Source organism: Phenylobacterium sp. (assembly GCF_035475775.1).
Taxonomy (GTDB): domain Bacteria; phylum Pseudomonadota; class Alphaproteobacteria; order Caulobacterales; family Caulobacteraceae; genus Phenylobacterium.
The window spans coordinates 1-17,096 of the sequence record NZ_DATIMC010000066.1 but is presented as its reverse complement, the minus strand read 5'-3'; the positions used below and the strand labels follow the sequence as shown (position 1 = coordinate 17,096).

The window sequence follows — 17,096 nt, the reverse complement described above, 5'->3', positions numbered from 1 at the left end:
GGGCCGCACATCAACGCGTGGGCGGTCCGGTCAAGTTCCCGTGGAAGTCTAGTGGCTTACCCCGCGGCCGGTGACGGCGGCCAGGAGCGTGCCGGCGATGATCCTCAGGTCGAAGGCGAGCGAGCGTCGCTCCAGGTACTCCCGATCGAGCTGCACCTTCTGTGGAATCGGCAGCTCGTCGCGGCCGTTGATCTGCGCCCAGCCGGTCAGCCCCGGCCGCAGGATCTCGACGCCGTGGGCGGTGCGCAGCGCGACGAGATCGTCCTGGTTGAACAGCGCCGGCCTCGGCCCCACCAGGCTCATGTGGCCGATGAGCACGCTCCAAAGCTGCGGCAGCTCGTCCAGGCTGGTGCGGCGCAGCAGGCGCCCGAGCGGCGTCACCCAGGTGTCCGGGTCGGCGAGCAGGTGGGTCGCCACGTCGGGCGTCCCAACCCGCATGGTGCGGAACTTGGGCATCCGGAAGACGCGGTTGTGACGGCCGATCCGCCTCGACCAGTGCAGCGCCGGCCCGGGACTTTCCAGGCGCACGGCGACCGACAGGCCGAGCAGCAGCGGCGACAACAGGATGAGGCCCGCCAAGGCGCCCGCGATGTCCACCACCCGCTTCACGCCGGGACTCTTAGCCTGCCGCCCTCAGGCCTCATAGACGCGCCCCTCGCCCGCCTCGCCGCAAGCCTGCGCGGTCCAGGTGCAGATCGCCTCGAGCGCATCGGCGAGGTCGGCCGGCGGGTTGACGAACACCAGCGCGCAGCCGTTCATCTTCAGCGGATCCGAGAGCGGCCGCAGCCGCGTCTCCGCGACCAGCGCGGGTCGCCCCACGGCGTCCTCGAAGTCGCCCAGGAAGGCGTCGAAGGTCGCGAGATCCTTGAGCGGCAGCCAGATCATCAGGTGCGACCGCCGATTGCGCTCGAGGATGGCAGCCGAGGTCTCGATGATCCGCGGGTAGTCGTCGGCGCGCTCGAACGGCGGGTCGATCAGCACCAGGGCGCGAGCATCGCGCGGCGTCCGCTGGACCGCCGTACGGAAGCCGTCGGCGCAGAGCGCCTGCGCGTTCGGCCACGCCCCAAGCGCCGCCTGCAGCGCCTTGTGCTCGTCGGGCCTCAGCTCGCACGCCAGACAGCGGTCGCCGCGGCGCAGGGCGTGGGCGATCAGCCACGGCGAGCCCGGATAGCGGCGCCCCTCGCCGCCTGCGTTCAGCGCCCGCACCGCCGCGATCAGGCCGTCGAACGCCGCCGGGGCGTCCTTGGCCGCCATCAGCCGTCCGATGCCGCCCTCGGCTTCGCCCGAGCGCTGCGCCTCCGCACCGGCGAGGTCGTAGACCCCGCGCCCGGCGTGGGTGTCGATGACGGTGAGCGGACCCGGCGTCGCCGTGAGCCGCGCCAGGAGCTGCAGCAGGGCGGCGTGCTTCACCAGGTCGGCGAAGTTCCCGGCGTGGAAAGCGTGGCGATAATTCAAGGCTTTGGCGTCCGGCCGACAGAGGAACCGCGGTCCGGATAGCACGTTGGCGCACGGCCAGCGGAAAGTTCCCTTTTGATGTCCAGCGTCCCCAGCTCCGCGCGCCGCCCGGATCGATGACCGCGCCGCGCGACCTCCCCGAGTCCGCCCCTGCCCAGCTCTCGGCTGAAGACGTCGAGGCGGCCGGCCTGATCTATGTCTCCGACCACGATCCGGGCATCCGGCGGCGGAAGGCCGGCACGGGCTTCAGCTACCTGCGCCCGGACGGCGGGCCGGTCCGCGACGAGAGGACGCTCGACCGGATCCGCAAGCTGGCGATCCCGCCGGCCTGGGTCGACGTGTGGATCTGCCCGGATCCGCGCGGCCATATCCAGGCGACCGGGCGGGACCAGAAGCGGCGCAAGCAGTACCGCTACCACGACGGCTGGCGCCAGGTGCGCGACGAGAACAAGTACGATCGCCTGATCGCCTTCGGCCGCGCGCTGCCCAAGCTGCGCCGGCGCATGGAGCACGATCTCGCCCGCCACGGCCTCCCGCGCGAGAAGGTGCTGGCGACCGTCGTGCGGCTGATGGAGATCACCCTGATCCGCGTCGGCAACGAGGAATACGCCAAGCAGAACAAGAGCTTCGGCCTCACGACCCTGCGCGACCGGCACGCCCGCATCGAAGGCTCGCGGGCGATTTTCGAGTTCCGCGGCAAGAGCGGCAAGATGCGCAGGACCGGCGTCCGCGACCGGCGCCTCGCCCGCATCGTCAAGGCCTGCCAGGACCTGCCGGGCCAGCGCCTGTTCCAGTACATCGACGAGGACGGGGTGCAGCGGACGGTGGAGTCGGCCGACGTCAACGACTACCTGCGGGAGGCCATGGGCGACGACTTCTCGGCCAAGGACTTCCGCACCTGGGCGGGCACGCTCGCGGCGGCCCAGGCGCTCGCCATGAACCCCGAGTGCGCCAGCGCGAGCCAGGCCAGGCGCCACATCGCGACCTGCATCAAGGCCGTAGCCGGCCTGTTGGGCAACACCGCAGCCGTCTGCCGCAGCGCCTACATCCACCCCGCCGTGCTGACGGCCTACGAGCACGGCGCCTTGCCGGTCAAGCCGGGCCTCGAAGGCCGCGCGCTCGAGCTGGCGGTGATCCAGTTCCTGGAGGAGGCGCACGACGCCGTCGAAACCCAGCTCCGCGCCGAAGCCCGCGGCGAGGCGCGCGAGGCTCCCGAGCGCCACGCCCCCTGAGCCCATCCGGAGCCCTGGCGCCGTCCGGCCTAGCGCCAGTCGTCCGGTCCCGGCGGCGGCATGGCCGGCTGGGCTCCCTCCCAGACCGGTGCGTCGGGGCGCGCCCTCCGCGCACCCGTGTGACCGCTGCGGACGCGATCGCCTCTTTGCGCCCCGGACAATGCGGGCTTTTCCCGGCAAGCTGGGCAGGGCAGAGTGAGGGGGAGATGAAGGCGACTGGGGGTCTTTCGGCCGAGGGTCTGGCGAGCGTCGATGCGGCGCTCGCCGAATTGATCACGGCTGGAGAGCTGGCCGGCGCGGTGATCCTGGTCGCCCTTCACGGCAAGGTGGTCCATCGCTCCGAGCAGGGGCTGAAGGACATCGAGACCGGCGAGCCGCTCGCCCGCGACACCATTTTCCGCATCTATTCCATGACCAAGCCGGTCATGGGCGCGGCGATGATGATCCTGCACGATCGCGGGCTCTGGTCTCCCGACGACCTCGTGGCCAAGCACCTGCCTGAGTTCGCCGGCGTGAAACTGGCGGACGGCTCGGCTCCATCGCCCGCGCCCACGATGCGCCATCTGATGACTCACACGGCGGGCCTTGCCTACGGCTTCGATCCCAACGACCCCACCGATGCGGCCTACATCGCCGCCGAGGTCTGGAGGTCCGACGGGCTGGCGGAGATGGCCCGCAGGCTCGCGGGCTGTCCGCTGGCCTACCAGCCGGGATCCCGGTGGCGCTACTCCATCGCCATGGATGTGCAGGGGGCGATGCTGGAGCGGCTGACCGGCCGCACCCTGCCCGACTTCATGCGCGAGGAGATCTTCGCGCCGCTCGGCATGGTCGACACCGACTTCTTCGTGCCGGCCGCCAAGCTTCCCCGGCTGGCCAAGCTCTACCGACACTCGAAACGCGGCCACCCGGTGGAGGTCGAGCCGCTGTTCGGCCGCGATGCGAGCCGCATCCCGCGAGTCCCCTCGGGCGGCGGCGGAGTGTACTCGACGGCGGACGACTACGCCCGCTTTGCGCAGATGCTGTTGAACAAGGGTGAGCTCGATGGCGTGCGGATCCTGAGCGAGGAGGCTGTCTCGCTGATGACCACCAATCACCTGTCCGACGATTTGCTCGCCGGCGGCTATGGCGTCGGCCAACAGCAGATCCGGCCTGGCTTCGGCTACGGCTTCGATGGCGCAGTGTTCTACGATCCCGCCGCGGCGGGATCGAAGGTGGGCCGCGGGACCTACCTGTGGGACGGCGCCGCGGGGACCTGGTTCTGGATCGATCCCGCCAATGACCTGCTGTTCGTCGGGTTGATCCAGCGAATGGACGAGCGCTGTCCGCCGGTGCAGCGGATCACCCAGACCCTGATCGGCGAAGCCCTCGGCTCGCAGTCCTGACCGCCCGCGTGGTTCGCGTCCGCTCCCGACGGCGCGGGCGGCTAGCCTTCCCCGGCGTCGGGCCGCTAAAGATCGGCGTCATCCTGCGCGAACGCCGCGCGGAGCAGCGGAGATCATCGCGTGTCGCCCAACCGGCTGCGCTTCGGCGCCTTCATCGCCCCGTTCCACCCGCTCGGCGAAAACCCCACGCTGGCGATCCAGCGGGACCTCGAGCTCGTGCAGTGGATGGACCAGCTGGGCTACGACGAGGCCTGGATCGGCGAGCACCATTCAGCGGCTTATGAGCTGATCGCCAGCCCGGAGGTGTTCATCGCCGCGGCCGCCGAGCGGACAAAGCACATTCGGCTGGGCACCGGCGTCTCCTCCCTGCCCTACCACCACCCGCTGATCCTCGCCGACCGCATCAACCAGCTCGACCACATGACGCGCGGCCGGGTGATGTTCGGGGTGGGCCCAGGGGCGCTGGTCTCCGACGCCTGGATGATGGGTATCCCCGTGCAGAAGCAGCGGGACCGGATGGACGAGTCGCTCGGCGTGCTGGTGCGCCTGCTGCGCGGCGAGGAGGTGACGCACCAGTCCGACTGGTTCGAGCTGAAGAACGCCCGCCTGCAGATGACGCCCTACTCGCGCCCGTCGGTGGAGATCGCCGTCGCCAGCCAGGTCTCGCCGACCGGCGCGCGCGCGGCGGGCCAGCATGGGGTGGGCCTACTCTCGCTGGGCGCCACGACCACGGCCGGGTTCAATGCGCTCGCCTCCAACTGGGCGATCGCCGAGGAGCAGGCGCGCGAGCACCGCCAGGTGATGGACCGCAACGCCTGGCGGCTGGTCGGGCCGATGCACATCGCCGAGACCCGCGAGCAGGCGATCGAGGACGTCCGCTTCGGCCTCGACAAGTGGATCTACTACTTCCGCGAGATCGCCAACCTGCCGCTGGTTCCGGAGGGCGATGATCCGGTGAAGGCGATGATGGACACCGGCATGGCGGTGATCGGCACGCCCGAGGACGCGGCCCGGCGCATCCAGCAGCTCGTCGAGGAGAGCTCGGGCTTCGGCGCCTTCCTGCTGATGGACCACAATTGGGCCAAGTGGGACGCCAAGCGCCGCTCCTACGAGCTGATGGCGCGCTACGTGTTCCCGCAGTTCCAGGGGCTCGACATCAACCGCGAAGCCTCGATCGAATGGGTGCGGCAGAACAAGACCGAGTTCACCACCCAGGTCCGCGCCGCGGTGGGCGCGCGCATCGTGCAGCACATCCAGGAGAAGGGCGCCGAGAACATCCGCCCCGAGATCGTGGCCATGATCACCGGTCAGGCCGCGCCGCCCGAGCCTGAGAAGGCGAAGTAGCGGCTTGCAGCTTGCCGCCTATCTCGATCGCATCGGCTTTGCCGGCGCGCCGCGCGCCGACCGCGAGACGCTCCTGGCGCTGCATCGGGCGCACCTGCTCGCCATCCCCTACGAGAACCTCGACGTCCAGCTCGGCCGGCCGGTGACGATCGCGGCGGAGGCCGCATTCGAGAAGCTGGTCACCCGCCGTCGCGGCGGCTGGTGCTACGAGATGAACGGCCTGTTCGCCGCGGCGCTGGAGGCGATCGGGTTTTCCGTGACGCGGCTGGCGGGCGGCGTCGTGCGAAGCCTGATGGGCGAGGGCATGGTGGGCAACCACCTCGTGCTCAAGGTCGACCTGCCCGGAGGTCCCTGGATCGCCGACGTGGGCTTCGGGGACGGTCCGCTCGAAGCCTTTCCCTTGCAGGCCGGGACGATCCGCGCCGCGGGCTTCGAGCACCGGCTGGAACAGCTCGCGGGTGGCTGGTGGCGCTTCCACAACCACGCGTTCGGCGGCGCGCCCGATTTCGACTTCACCGAGGAACCCGCCGACCTGGCCCTGCTCGCCAGCCAGTGCGAGTGGCTGCAGACGGCGCCGGCGAGCCCGTTCGTGCTCAACGCCACGGCCCAGCGCCATCGCCCGGGCGAGATCCTGGTGCTGCGCGGCCGCATCCTGAAGCGCGTGCGCCCGGATGCCGTCGAGGACCGGCTGATCGACACCGCCAGCGACTACGTCGAGACACTTTCCCGCGACTTCGACCTCGACGTGCCGGAAGCCGCCGACCTCTGGCCGCGGATCCTCCAGCGGCATGGGGAGCTGTTCGCGCAGCCCGCCTAGCGACGGTAGGCGAAGCCCACGCGGATCATCCGGGGCTCGGCGAAGCTGATCGTGCCGTCGCCCGCCGTGGCGGTGTCCAGCTTGGCGTCGGCGAGATTGTCGACCGCGGCATAGACTTCCGCGTGCGGCGCGACCCGCCAGCCGGCGCGCATGTTGAGCTCCGTGCCGGCATGCAGCTTGCGGGTGTTCTGGTCGTCGTCCCAGCGGCCGCCCTCGTAGCGGGCGTCGAGCGTCAGGTCCAAGCGGTCCAGCGGACGCCAGTCGAGGCCGCCGGTGACGGTGAGCTCAGGGGTTTCGGCGGGCCTCAGGCCGGTGAGCTGCGGCGCCACAGAGCCGCCGTCGACGCGGGCGTGGGTCGCGGCGACCGCCGCGCGCCAGCTGAGGCTTCTCCAGAGGTCCCCGAACGCCTCGCCCTCGAAGCCGTAGGCGTCGATCTCGCCGGCGTTCTGCCGCTGGCGCAGCGTGCCGCCGGCCGGGATGAAGCCCGCGACGGGGAAGTTCGCCGGCCCGACGCCGAGGGTCACATTGGTCACCGGATCCCTCAGCCAATTGTAGAAGATCGTGCCCGACCAGTGGATCGGCCCATCGCCGCCGACGCCGGCCTCCACGCCCTGCAGCTTCTCCGGCTTGAGCTCGGCGTTGGCTTCGGTGATGTCGTTGCCGACGCGGAACGGCCGATAGAGCTCGTTCAGCGTCGGCGGCCGGAACCCCGCATAGGCCGCCCCGCGCAGGTAGAGCGCCGGGGACAGGTCGTAGCGGATGCCGATGCGGCCGGTGGGTGTCGTTCCCGAGCTGTCCGGCGAGGGCTCGTCGAGGGTGATCTGGCCGGTGGAGAGGTCCCGCTCGCGCCGCACCGCGTTGCGCTGGAACCACTCGTCGAGGCGCACGCCGCCGGTGACCACCATGGGCCCCTGATCGTAGGCCGCCTCCAGATAGGCGCCGCCGACGCCCGCCTCGCCGCCCGCCTGGCGGCCGCGGGTGAAGGCCCCCTTCATGAAGCGGAAGCGCTCGAGATCGAAGCCGTGGTAGAGCCGCGCGTCCACGCCGAGCTCCCAGGCGACCGCGCCCTGCCGGCCCTGCAGCGCGGCGTTCACGCCGTAGCCCTGGGCCGGCGTGGCGTACTGATCGTTGGCCGGCGTGGTGGTCGTGCGATCGGCCGAGACGGCGACGGAGCTGTTCTCGAGATCGCTGTCCTGGATCCAGAGCTGCACCCGCCAGCCGCCCACGTCCTTCTCCGGCGTGCGCCCGATGGTGAGCGTCCCCGAGCCGCCGGAGGCGATGGCGCGCGCGCCCGCAAGACCGGCCCCGCGCCGCTCGTCGTAGCCCGCCAGCCGCGCCGCGACCTCCACGCCATCGAAGTCGTGCTGCACGCGGAACGAGCCGGATTCGGCGTCCAGCGTCAGCGGCTCGTCCACGGCGTTGCGGCGCGGCCCGCGCACCGGCGTATAGCCGCCTGAGGTCTGCACCTGGCCGACCACCAGCAGCCCGGGCGCGCCGCCCGCCGCGGCGAGGCGATAGCTGGCGTGGTCGCCGGCATAGGCGTCGAGCGCGGCGAGCCCGTCCACGGCGCCTCGCTCCTGCAGGGCGACCGTGCCGGTGAGCGCGCCTGCGCCATAAGGCCCCGCGCCGGCGCCGCGCACCACCGTCGCGCCCTCCAGGCCCTCGGGCGGCAGCGCCGTCCAGATCACCCAGCCGCCGAACGGATCGTTCTGCGGCGCGCCGTCCAGCGTCACCAGCGCGCGCCCCGCGCCCGACGGCGCGATGGCCCTGAGCGACAGGCCCTGGGTCGTCGGGTTGGCCCCCAGGCTGCTCGCGCGGCGGAACAGCGACACGCCCGGCACGGTCTCGAGCGCATCGTCCAGCCGCGGGGTGAGCTTCAGGGTCTCGGGGCCGACCTGCACCGCGCTGAACGCCGCTTCGCCGCCGAGCGGCGCGAGTCTCGGCGGATAGACGACGACGACCTCGACCTGATGGGGCGGCGGCGGAAGAGCGGCTGGCATGGGATGGCTTCTTGTTTGGCCGAGCTAGGCTTTGGCGGCTTCAAGGGCTATCGAGCGTCGATGGAGAGCGCAACCGGCAAGGTCGCCATCGTCACCGGCGCGGGGAGCGGCATCGGCCGGGCCGCAGCGCTCGCCCTGCTCGGCGCCGGCTGGGCCGTGGGGCTGGCCGGCCGCCGAGGCGAGCCGCTGGAGGAGACCGCAAGATCGGCGGGCGAGGCCGCCTCGCGCGCCCTGCCGCATCCGACGGACGTCTCCGACCCGGCTTCCGTCCGATCGCTGTTCGAGGCGGTGAAGGCGCGCTTCGGCCGGCTCGACCTCTTGTTCAACAACGCCGGGACCGGCGCTCCGCCCCTGCCGCTCGAGGAGCTCTCCGTCGAGGCCTGGCGGCGCGTGGTCGACGTCAACCTCACCGGCGCCTTCCTCTGCACCCAGGCGGCGTTCCGGGTGATGAAGGACCAGGAGCCGCGGGGCGGGCGGATCGTCAACAACGGCTCGATCTCCGCGCAGGTCCCGCGCCCGCGCTCGGTCGCCTACACCGCGACCAAGCACGCCATCACCGGACTGACCCGCTCGACCTCGCTCGATGGCCGGGCCTACGACATCGCCTGCGGCCAGATCGACATCGGCAACGCCGCGACCGAGATGACCCGCGCCATGAGCCGCGGCGTCCTGCAGGCCGACGGCTCGGTCGCGCCGGAGCCCACCATGGACGTCCAGGCGGTGGCCGAGGCGGTGCTCTACATGGCCTCCCTGCCGCTCGAGGCGAACGTGCAGTTCATGACCGTCATGGCCACCAAGATGCCGTTCATCGGCCGAGGCTAGTCGGCGAAGGCGGGCTCGCGCTTCTGCAGGTTGGCGGTCACCGCCTCGACCTGGTTCTTCGAGCCGATCAGGGTGACCTGCTCGCGCGTCTCCTCCAGGAATATCTGGGCCACCGGCGCATCCGACTGCGCGAGGTTCAGGAGCCGCTTGCCGGCGCGGATCGCCTGCGGGTTCTTGCCCGCGATCTCGCGCGCGAAAGCCAGGGCCTCGGCTCGCGGGTCGGCGCAGACGCGGCTCGCCAGCCCGATGGCGAGCGCCTCCTCGCCGGAGAAGATGCGGCCGGTCCAGGTGAGCTCGCGGGCCACGTCGTCGCGCACCAGGCCGCGCATCAGGACCATGCCGGCCATGTCCGGCACCAGGCCCCACTTGATCTCCAGCACGGCCATGCGCGCGTCCGGCGCGACGAACCGCAGGTCGGCCCCGAGCGCCAGCTGGAAGCCGCCGCCCAGCGCCACGCCATGCACCGCGGCGATCACCGGCACAGGGATCTCGCGCCAGACGTAGCAGACCTGTTGCGCCCGGTTCGCCCCGGCCGCCGTCCTGCCTCGGGTCAGCTCGCCAACAGTGCGATCTCCACCACCACGCTCGCCCGAGGCCATCTGCTGGAAGTTGCCCATGTCGAGGCCGGCGCAGAAGGCGCGGCCCTCGCCCGACAGCACCACCGCGCGCAGGCCCGGCTCGGACTTCAGCCGCTCGCCGGCTGCGACGAGCGCCTCGAACATGGCGTTGTCCAGCGCATTCATCTTGTCGCTTCGCACCAGGCGCACGTCGGCGACGCCGCCTTCGATCTCCACCGTCACGCGGTCGTTCATGGCTGATCTCTCCTCAAGCGGCCTCGCGCGCAATCAGATAGCCGATGCGCGGGAAATGGACATGGATCCGGCCCAGATCGTCGCTCTCGCGGGCCAGCACGATGCGCTCGGCGGTGAGCGCGACCAGCCGGCCGGCGATCGGATCGCGGCCGTAGTCGTCGGCGCCGACGGTCACCGGGTCTCCGGGCGAGAGGCCCGCCGGGTTGGCGGGATCGTGCCACGGCCCTGCGCGGGGCTGGCTGGCGCGGGCGATCTCGACGGCCTCGGCAGGGGCCATCTCGCTGCGCTCGCCGTGCCCGAAGCCGCGGATCCGCTCGCGCCACGCGAGCGTCGCCGGCAGCCCGTCGAGCAGCGACCCGGCCGCGTCCGGCGCGGCCGCCGACACCCACCAGATGTTCATGTACGCCGCGATATCAGCGAGGGAGGGCGTTGATCCACCGAGGAAATCGTGGCCGCCCAGTCCGCGCTCGATCAAGGCCGCATGCGCCCGCCACAGCGCCTTCATCGGGACCTCCTGCGCCCGCATCGCGGGGATGTCGAAGCTGCGGCCCGACAGCTTTTCCCGGTCGGCGATGAATGCGGCCGGCACGCGCTCTCCGATTTGCGCGAACACCACCGCGACGCTGGCCTGGAAGAACAGCCGGTCCGCCCACAGGTTGACCGCCCAGTCGCCGCCGCGCGCCACCTGGGGCGTCGGATGGCGCGTCTCGATCTCCGCCAGGATCACCTGGGTGTCGCAATAGAGGTCCGCGCCGATCTGCATCACCGGGATGCGGCGGTAGCCGCCGGTCAGCGGAACCAGGTCGGGCTTGGGCATGATCACCGGCTGGATCACCGAGCGCCACGCGAGGCCCTTGACGCCGAACATCACCCTCGGCTTCTCCGAGAAGGGCGAGGTGTCGTAGTGGTGCAGGACGAGCTCGGCCATCAGGCGAAGTCCGGCGCGAAGCGGATGTTGCCGCGCTCGACGCCGCGCAGCACGACGCCGAGGCCGCCGCTCTTGACCATCCATTCCAGGCGGTGGTCGCGGTACTCGCGCTTGAAGAGCCCCGTCTCCACCAGTTGGGCGACATCGGCCAGGCTGGCGCCGCGGCTCCATTCGGCGATGTCCTCGCGCGCCTTGGCCACCGAAGGCCGCTCATTGGCGCGGGCCAGCCAGCCCGCCAGCCGCGAGTCTTCGGCAGGCGCGTGGCCCTGGCCCACCGCCCCGTTCACGAACGGAGCCACGGCGATATCGCCCCAGCCGAAGGCGGCGCCGTTGAACCAGGTCATCTCGCCGAGCTGGCGCTCCAGCCAGCCGTAGAAGCCCGTCAGCTGGAGGGCCGCGCGGCCGCGGATCGCCTCGGCCTCGGCGCCCTCGGCTCGGCGGAACCAGGAGAGCTCGCCCAGCCCCCAGGTGATCGCCTCGAAGTGGGTGTCCATGATCTCCTCGAGCATGCGCACGCGCGCCCGCTCGGCCGCCGAGCCGGGCCTGAGCGGCGGCTCGGGGTAGGCGTCCTCGAGGTATTCGAGGATCACGGTGGAATCGAACACCCGCACCTCGCCATCCACCAGGGCCGGCACCTCCGCGCGCGGATTGGCTTCCACGAACGCCCCCGTCGCGCCGCCCGCGCCCATGCCCTGCGGCAGCACCGCCTCGAAGGCCAGGCCCTTCTCCCGCAGCACGATCTTGACCTTCTGCGCATAGGGCGACAGCGGATGCTCGTAGAGGGTGATGGTCATGGCAGGATCTCCGCGAGCTCGGCCTTCTGGGCGCGCTTGGCCGCCTGGAACGCGGGTCGCGCCTTCAGCCGAGCCCAGTAAGCCTGGGTCATGGGCGGGACGCCGTCCAGCAGCTTGAGGAAATCGGCGAGCAGCAGGGCGTAACCCACCGAGATGTCCGCTGCCGTGAACCGCCCGGCGCACAGGTGCTCCTCGCCGCCGGCGAGCGCCCGATCGACCGCCTTGAGGCGCGACCGGAACCACTGGGCGTAGTCCTGCGCCGCCTGGTCCGCGCGGCCGGCCTCGAAGCGCGAATACCTGAGCACCAGGGTCTGCGGGAAGGTCAGAGTCGCCTCTCCGAAATGGAGCCAGTTGAGCCAGGCGCCGTAGGCCGGATCCTCGACCGGCACGGCCAGCGGGCTCGGGCCGTGGCGCGTCGCCAGGTACTGAACGATGGCCGCCGATTCCGTCATGAAGGTCGCGCCGTCCCGCAACGCCGGAACCGTGCCGAGCGGATTGATCGCCAGGTACTCCGGCGCGCGCACGCGCGGCGGGAACGGCAAGAGGTGCAGCTCGTAGGGCAGCCCAAGCTCCTCGAGCGCCCACAGAGCGCGGAAGGAGCGCGCGTCGGGACAGTGGTAGAGCGCGATCGTCGCCACCGCCCTCAGAGCCCCTTCAGCCAATCCAGGAGGCGCCCCGTGACGTCGGCCTGCCGCTCCTGCTGGGTCCAGTGACCGCAGCCCGGCAGCACGTGGACGCCGCGCAGGTCCGTCGCCTCCTGCGCCATCAGCGCGCCGGGGTCGGCGATGCGGCCGAAGCCGTTGAACGCCGGGTCCCTGTCGCCGCCGATCAGCAGCGACGGCTGCTCGATCTTGCGGCCGCGGAAGGCCTGCAGCCAGGCGAAGTCGCGCTCGTGATTGCGGTAGCGGTTGATCGGGCCGCGAAAGCCGGAAGCTTCGAACTCGCCCACATAATAATCGAGCTCGGCTTCGCCGAGCCAAGAGGGGAACGGGTCCGGATCGACCATGCCCTCCAGCAAGGTGGCGTCGGCGGGCTTCTGCGGCCAGCTGCCCGGCGGGGCATCGCCCGAGAGGCCGTAGTAGAACTTGCGCAGGAAGCCGCGCACATCGGCTTCGGCTTCCGCTTCGGGCGGCCCGACCTTCTGGAACCAGGCCTGGTAGAAAAAGCGGTTCTTCGCGGTGAAGGCCGCCTGGAAGATCTCGGTGAACGGCCGGTTGGGAACCCCGGTGTAGGGCACCGACAGCCCGGCGACGGCGGCGATCCGCTCGGGCCGGGTGAGCGCCGTGTTCCAGACGATCGGCGCGCCCCAGTCGTGGCCGATCAGGATCGCCGGACGGTCCGGCTGAAGATTTTCGGCGACCGCCGCGACATCGGCGGTCAGGCGCTGCATGGCGTAGGCCTCGATCGGCTCGGGCTTGTCGGAGCCGCCGTAGCCGCGCACGTCGATGGCGCAAGCGGTGAAGCCGGCCTCGGCGATCGGGCCGATCTGATGGCGCCAGGAAAACCAGCTCTCGGGGAAGCCGTGGACCATGATCACCAGCGGGCCTTCGCCCTCGATCGCGTAGCGCAGCCTCACCTCGCCGGCGTCGATGGTGCGGAACTCAGCCATGGCCCCTCCTCGCCGATGTCGTTGTTCTCCGGGGCGGCCGACCTGGCAAGCCTGACGCGGCGTCAGCGTTGACCGGGCGGGCCGCCGTGCGAGCATCGCCGGCGCAAAGGGGCTCCCATGGTTTCGTTCGCCGAACGCACAGAAGGTTTCGAGACCGTCGCCGCTCGGCTCGACGGCCACGTGGCGGTCATCACCCTCAATCGCCCGCATCGGCGCAATGCGCTGAACTTCCAGGCCTACGACGAGCTGGAGAGCGCCCTGCGCGCCGCCGCCGATCCGGATGTTCGCTGCGTGGTCGTGACCGGGGCCGATCCCGCCTTCTGCTCTGGCGACGACGTCGGCGAGATCATGGCCGGCCCCAAGGCGGTCTCGGCCGCGCCCGCCCCGCGCGAGCCGCAGCCCACGCCGGCGGCCATGGCGGCGCTGGAATGCGCCAAACCGCTGGTCGCGGCGGTCAACGGGGCGGCGGTCGGCTGGGGGATGGAGCTGGCGCTGTTCGCCGACATCCGGCTGGCCTCGGAGAAGGCGCGGTTCGGCGAGCTGTTCGTCAAGCGCGGCCTGGTCTGCGACGTCGGCGGCTTCTACCGGCTGCCGGCGGTGGTCGGTCCCGCCAAGGCCGCCGAGCTGCTGTTCACCGGCGAGATCATCGATGCGGCCGAGGCGTTGAGGATCGGGCTCGTGAGCGAAGTGATCCCGCACGAGGCGCTGATGGCGCGCGCGCTGGACCTGGCCGGCCGCATCGCGGCCAATCCGCCGCTCGCCGTTCAGGCGCTGAAAGCGGGGCTGGCGCGCAGCGCCTATGGCGATCCGCGCGAGATCGGGACCTGGGCGATTTCCGAGATCCGTAGGCTCATGCGCACCGCCGATCACAGAGAGGGCGTCGCGAGCTTCCTCGAGAAGCGCGAGCCGGTGTTCCGGGGGAATTGAGGACCATGAACGAGGCTCTCAGCCGATCCGTCGCTGGCCTGACGGTGCTGGTCACCGGCGCCGCGAGCGGCATGGGCCGCGCCACCGCCGAGGTGTTCGCCGCGGAAGGCGCGAAGGTCGCGATCACGGATGTCTCCGAGGCGGCGCTCCGCGAGGTGGCGGAGGCACTGACGGCGGACGGCTTCAGCGCCCGGGCCTGGACGCTGGACGTCGCCGATCCCGAGGCCGTCGCGCGCGTCACGGAGGAGGTCGCCCGGCACTTCGGCGGGCTCGACATCCTGGTCAACAACGCCGGCGTCTCCGCCTTCGCGCCGATCGACGCGGACAGCTACGAGGCGGTCTGGGACCGGGCGCTCGCCATCCTGCTCACCGCCCATCAGCGGCTGGTGCGCGCGGCCCTGCCGCATCTTCGCCGCTCGAGGTGTCCGCGGATCGTCAACATCGCCTCGACCGAAGCCCTTGGCGCCACCGCCCGCGACAGCCCCTATGCCGCCGCCAAGGCCGGGGTGACGGGCCTGACCCGCGCGCTCGCCGTCGAGTTCGGCCGCGAAGGCATCACGGTCAACTGCATCTGCCCCGGCCCGATCCTGACCGGCATGACCGGCGCGATCCCTGAGGCCGACCGCGAGACCTTCGCGCGTCGGCGCACGGCGCTCGGCCGCTATGGCCGGCCCGAGGAGGTGGCGCACATGACGCTGAGCCTGTGCCTGCCGGCCGCCTCCTACATCACCGGCGCGGTGATCCCGGTCGACGGCGGGCTGATGGCGCGCAACGCCTGAGGGCGGCGGCGATCTCCGCGGCGAAACAGACGGCGGCCGGTCGTGGAAGCCGTGCGGCTACGGGCGGCCCTCCGCGGGCGCCGTGCGTCCTCGTCGAGGCGGCAGCGCGCGATAAAGTTCCCTCTCGAACCTGGAGAGCGTGGCCTCGGTCGAATAGGTTTCGGTCAGGAAACCCAGGTCGACCGGCGCCGGGGGCGAGGCCAGAAGCTCCAGAATGGCGTCGGAATATTCTGCGGCCGGCACGATCCTGAGGTGCGGAATGCGCGCGGCGTCGATGCCGTCTGCTCCCTTGCCGCTCGCCAGCACCGGCTTGCCGCACGCAAGCGCTTCAATTGTCTTGGCGTGCATCCCCCCGCCGCTCATCAGGGGGACCAGCACCAGGGTCGCATCGCGAAGCGCCGCCGGAAGATCGGCGACATAGCCGACGAATTCCGCTTTCGGCGCCATTCGCTCGATCCCAGGCTCGTGCAGGCCGATCACTTGGAACCGGACATCGGGCCTTGCTGTCAGCACGCGGTCCATGACGGATTCGGCCAGGAACTTCACGGCTTCGACATTGGGCGCATAGTCCATGCTGCCCACGAACACGAGCTTCGGACGGCCTGTCGGCCGATCGGGGACGGGATAGAACTTGGTCGACTTGAAACTGACCGGAAGCACGCTGACCGGTGTGGAACCCGACCAGGCCCGCATGGTCGCGGCGTCGTTTTCGGTGACCGTCGTCACGAGCGCCGCGCATCGCGCAGACAGCCGCTCGGCCACGCCCAGGAAGGCCGCATAGATCCGGCGTTTCGCGCCGCCCCGCCGAAGCTCCAAGTAGACCCGGCTCTCGATGTTGATCGACATGTACACGAAGGGCAGTCCAAGCGTGGCCCTGAGTCCGACGCCCTGCAGGCCGGTCGCCCCGAAGTCGGCGATCGCAACGTCGAATTTGCGCGCACGCGCCAGGCGGCGCGCCGCGCGGAACAGACCCCAGTCGAACAGGCGCGATATCGCCCCGCCTCGCTTCTTTACAGCGGTCGCGCTGGCCAGATTGGGAGGGAGCGCCGAGGCGACTTTCGAGCTGAGAAACGCCTCCGGCGTCGCGACATGGACCAGATGCACCTCGTGCGCGGCGCCGAGGTGCTCGATGATGTCCTGGGTGCGGGCGGCGGAGCCGTTGTAGCGACGCGAAACATCGAAGTGGGCGACGTAGAGAATCCTGAGCGGCGGGATGGCCTCGTGGGTCTGAGCCCGCGCAGGCTCCCTGGGAAACGCGAGCGCAGCGGCTTCAACCTCCCTCATCGGTAAGGGACGAGAGTCGCCTGTCACGTCGGAACTCGCGATCGCACCGCTCTGCCAGATGGCTGGCAGACCCTAGGCGACCACGGCTGAGCTGACAATGCCATCGCCTCGGCGCCACTGTTGTTCGGTCGCGAGGTGTCTTCCCGCTGGCGCCGCAGGGCCAGTACCGCCTCGAGGTCCTGGGCGACCTCGCCGAGCTGGTCGACGAACAGCAAAAGCCCGGCTCCCTCTCGGGAACCGGGCTTATGTCAAAGGTGGGTGCGGGGACAGGATTTGAACCTGTGACCTTCAGGTTATGAGCCTGACGAGCTACCGGGCTGCTCCACCCCGCGGCAAGTTCGCCGGATCCGAGCCATGAGGCTCGGCGGAAAACCGTAAATTGAAGGGCTTTGACCGCGCATCCGCTTGGTAGACCTGGCAGCGACCTACTCTCCCGCGCCTTAAGACGAAGTACCATCGGCCCAGAGGGGCTTAACGACCGAGTTCGGAATGGGATCGGGTGGGGACCCCCCGGCAGAACCACCAGGTCAACGAAGCGGATGCGAAGAAGACATCATGTCCAGCGCAAAGCGCGCATGAATTTTGATAAGAACGATCAAGCCGATCGAGCGATTAGTACCAGTAAGCTCCACGCCTCGCGGCGCTTCCACACCTGGCCTATCAACGTGGTGGTCTACCACGGCTCTCGGCGAAGCCTTGTTTTGAGGTAAGTTTCCCGCTTAGATGCTTTCAGCGGTTATCTTTTCCGCACTTAGCTACCCTGCTGCGCAGCTGGCGCCACGACAGGTCCACCAGAGGTGCGTCCATCCCGGTCCTCTCGTACTAGGGACAGATCCTCTCAAGCTTCGTACACCCACGGCAGATAGGGACCAAACTGTCTCACGACGTTCTGAACCCAGCTCACGTACCAC

The 17,096-nt window shown here is 70.5% G+C and carries 16 protein-coding genes, 1 tRNA gene and 2 rRNA genes; 7 read left to right on the top strand and 12 right to left on the bottom strand.

The features are described 5' to 3' along the window. Positions 1–48 precede the first annotated feature (48 nt). A complete protein-coding gene (locus tag VLI41_RS08110) occupies positions 49–609 on the bottom strand; it encodes a sugar transferase (RefSeq protein ID WP_325267565.1) in 561 nt (186 codons plus the stop codon). A 24-nt stretch (positions 610–633) separates the two neighbouring features. Continuing rightward, entirely contained in the window at positions 634–1,455 is an 822-nt protein-coding gene (rlmJ, locus tag VLI41_RS08105) for a 23S rRNA (adenine(2030)-N(6))-methyltransferase RlmJ (protein ID WP_325267564.1), read from the bottom strand. A 116-nt stretch (positions 1,456–1,571) separates the two neighbouring features. Here rlmJ and VLI41_RS08100 point away from each other — a divergent pair, with 116 nt between their 5' ends. From VLI41_RS08100 to VLI41_RS08085, 4 genes are all read left to right on the top strand, one after another. Further along, the gene (locus VLI41_RS08100; RefSeq protein ID WP_325267563.1) at positions 1,572–2,687 is read left to right on the top strand and encodes a DNA topoisomerase IB; all 1,116 of its coding nucleotides are present in this window, start codon (positions 1,572–1,574) and stop codon (positions 2,685–2,687) included. A 206-nt stretch (positions 2,688–2,893) separates the two neighbouring features. Next, the gene (locus VLI41_RS08095; RefSeq protein ID WP_325267562.1) at positions 2,894–4,069 is read left to right on the top strand and encodes a serine hydrolase domain-containing protein; all 1,176 of its coding nucleotides are present in this window, start codon (positions 2,894–2,896) and stop codon (positions 4,067–4,069) included. A gap of 120 nt (positions 4,070–4,189) precedes the next feature. Next, positions 4,190–5,413: an LLM class flavin-dependent oxidoreductase gene (locus VLI41_RS08090; protein WP_325267561.1), complete on the top strand. Its 1,224-nt coding sequence runs from the start codon at positions 4,190–4,192 to the stop codon at positions 5,411–5,413. Positions 5,414–5,417: 4 nt separating this feature from the next. Beyond that, entirely contained in the window at positions 5,418–6,230 is an 813-nt protein-coding gene (locus VLI41_RS08085) for an arylamine N-acetyltransferase family protein (RefSeq protein ID WP_325267560.1), read from the top strand. Here the strand turns inward: VLI41_RS08085 and VLI41_RS08080 are convergent. Further along, a complete protein-coding gene (locus tag VLI41_RS08080; protein ID WP_325267559.1) occupies positions 6,227–8,230 on the bottom strand; it encodes a TonB-dependent receptor in 2,004 nt (667 codons plus the stop codon). The genes VLI41_RS08085 and VLI41_RS08080 overlap by 4 nt on opposite strands. Before the next feature lie 60 nt (positions 8,231–8,290). On the opposite strand from VLI41_RS08080, the gene VLI41_RS08075 reads away from it, so the two are divergent. After that, complete coding sequence (locus VLI41_RS08075; RefSeq protein ID WP_325267558.1) at positions 8,291–9,052, top strand: SDR family oxidoreductase; 762 nt, start codon at positions 8,291–8,293, stop codon at positions 9,050–9,052. Here VLI41_RS08075 and VLI41_RS08070 read toward each other — a convergent pair. The 5 genes from VLI41_RS08070 to VLI41_RS08050 are packed head-to-tail and all read right to left on the bottom strand — an operon-like array spanning position 9,049 to position 13,195. Then, positions 9,049–9,864, bottom strand: a complete 816-nt coding sequence (locus VLI41_RS08070; RefSeq protein WP_325267557.1) for a crotonase/enoyl-CoA hydratase family protein — start codon at positions 9,862–9,864, stop codon at positions 9,049–9,051. The genes VLI41_RS08075 and VLI41_RS08070 overlap by 4 nt on opposite strands. 13 nt (positions 9,865–9,877) lie before the next feature. After that, positions 9,878–10,792 carry a glutathione S-transferase family protein gene (locus VLI41_RS08065; protein ID WP_325267556.1) on the bottom strand — a complete coding sequence of 305 codons (915 nt, stop codon included), beginning with the start codon at positions 10,790–10,792 and terminating at the stop codon, positions 9,878–9,880. Further along, positions 10,792–11,586 carry a glutathione S-transferase family protein gene (locus VLI41_RS08060; protein WP_325267555.1) on the bottom strand — a complete coding sequence of 265 codons (795 nt, stop codon included), beginning with the start codon at positions 11,584–11,586 and terminating at the stop codon, positions 10,792–10,794. The genes VLI41_RS08065 and VLI41_RS08060 overlap by 1 nt, the downstream gene beginning before the upstream one ends. Further along, positions 11,583–12,224: a glutathione S-transferase family protein gene (locus VLI41_RS08055; protein ID WP_325267554.1), complete on the bottom strand. Its 642-nt coding sequence runs from the start codon at positions 12,222–12,224 to the stop codon at positions 11,583–11,585. Before VLI41_RS08055 ends, VLI41_RS08060 begins: the two co-directional genes overlap by 4 nt. 5 nt (positions 12,225–12,229) lie before the next feature. Then, positions 12,230–13,195, bottom strand: a complete 966-nt coding sequence (locus VLI41_RS08050; RefSeq protein ID WP_325267553.1) for an alpha/beta hydrolase — start codon at positions 13,193–13,195, stop codon at positions 12,230–12,232. A gap of 117 nt (positions 13,196–13,312) precedes the next feature. Between VLI41_RS08050 and VLI41_RS08045 the strand changes: the two genes are divergently transcribed. Both VLI41_RS08045 and VLI41_RS08040 read left to right on the top strand, forming a co-directional pair. Then, the gene (locus VLI41_RS08045; RefSeq protein WP_325267552.1) at positions 13,313–14,122 is read left to right on the top strand and encodes an enoyl-CoA hydratase/isomerase family protein; all 810 of its coding nucleotides are present in this window, start codon (positions 13,313–13,315) and stop codon (positions 14,120–14,122) included. A gap of 5 nt (positions 14,123–14,127) precedes the next feature. Beyond that, entirely contained in the window at positions 14,128–14,901 is a 774-nt protein-coding gene (locus tag VLI41_RS08040) for an SDR family NAD(P)-dependent oxidoreductase (RefSeq protein ID WP_325267551.1), read from the top strand. A gap of 57 nt (positions 14,902–14,958) precedes the next feature. Here VLI41_RS08040 and VLI41_RS08035 read toward each other — a convergent pair whose 3' ends face one another. The 4 genes from VLI41_RS08035 to VLI41_RS08020 form a co-directional block, all read right to left on the bottom strand. Then, a complete protein-coding gene (locus tag VLI41_RS08035) occupies positions 14,959–16,185 on the bottom strand; it encodes a glycosyltransferase family 4 protein (protein ID WP_325267550.1) in 1,227 nt (408 codons plus the stop codon). Between the two features lie 255 nt (positions 16,186–16,440). Continuing rightward, positions 16,441–16,517: transfer RNA gene (locus VLI41_RS08030), tRNA-Met, on the bottom strand. An 80-nt stretch (positions 16,518–16,597) separates the two neighbouring features. After that, positions 16,598–16,712 (bottom strand): 5S ribosomal RNA (rrf, locus tag VLI41_RS08025). A 64-nt stretch (positions 16,713–16,776) separates the two neighbouring features. Continuing rightward, a 23S ribosomal RNA gene (locus tag VLI41_RS08020) occupies positions 16,777–17,096 on the bottom strand; the annotation flags it as partial.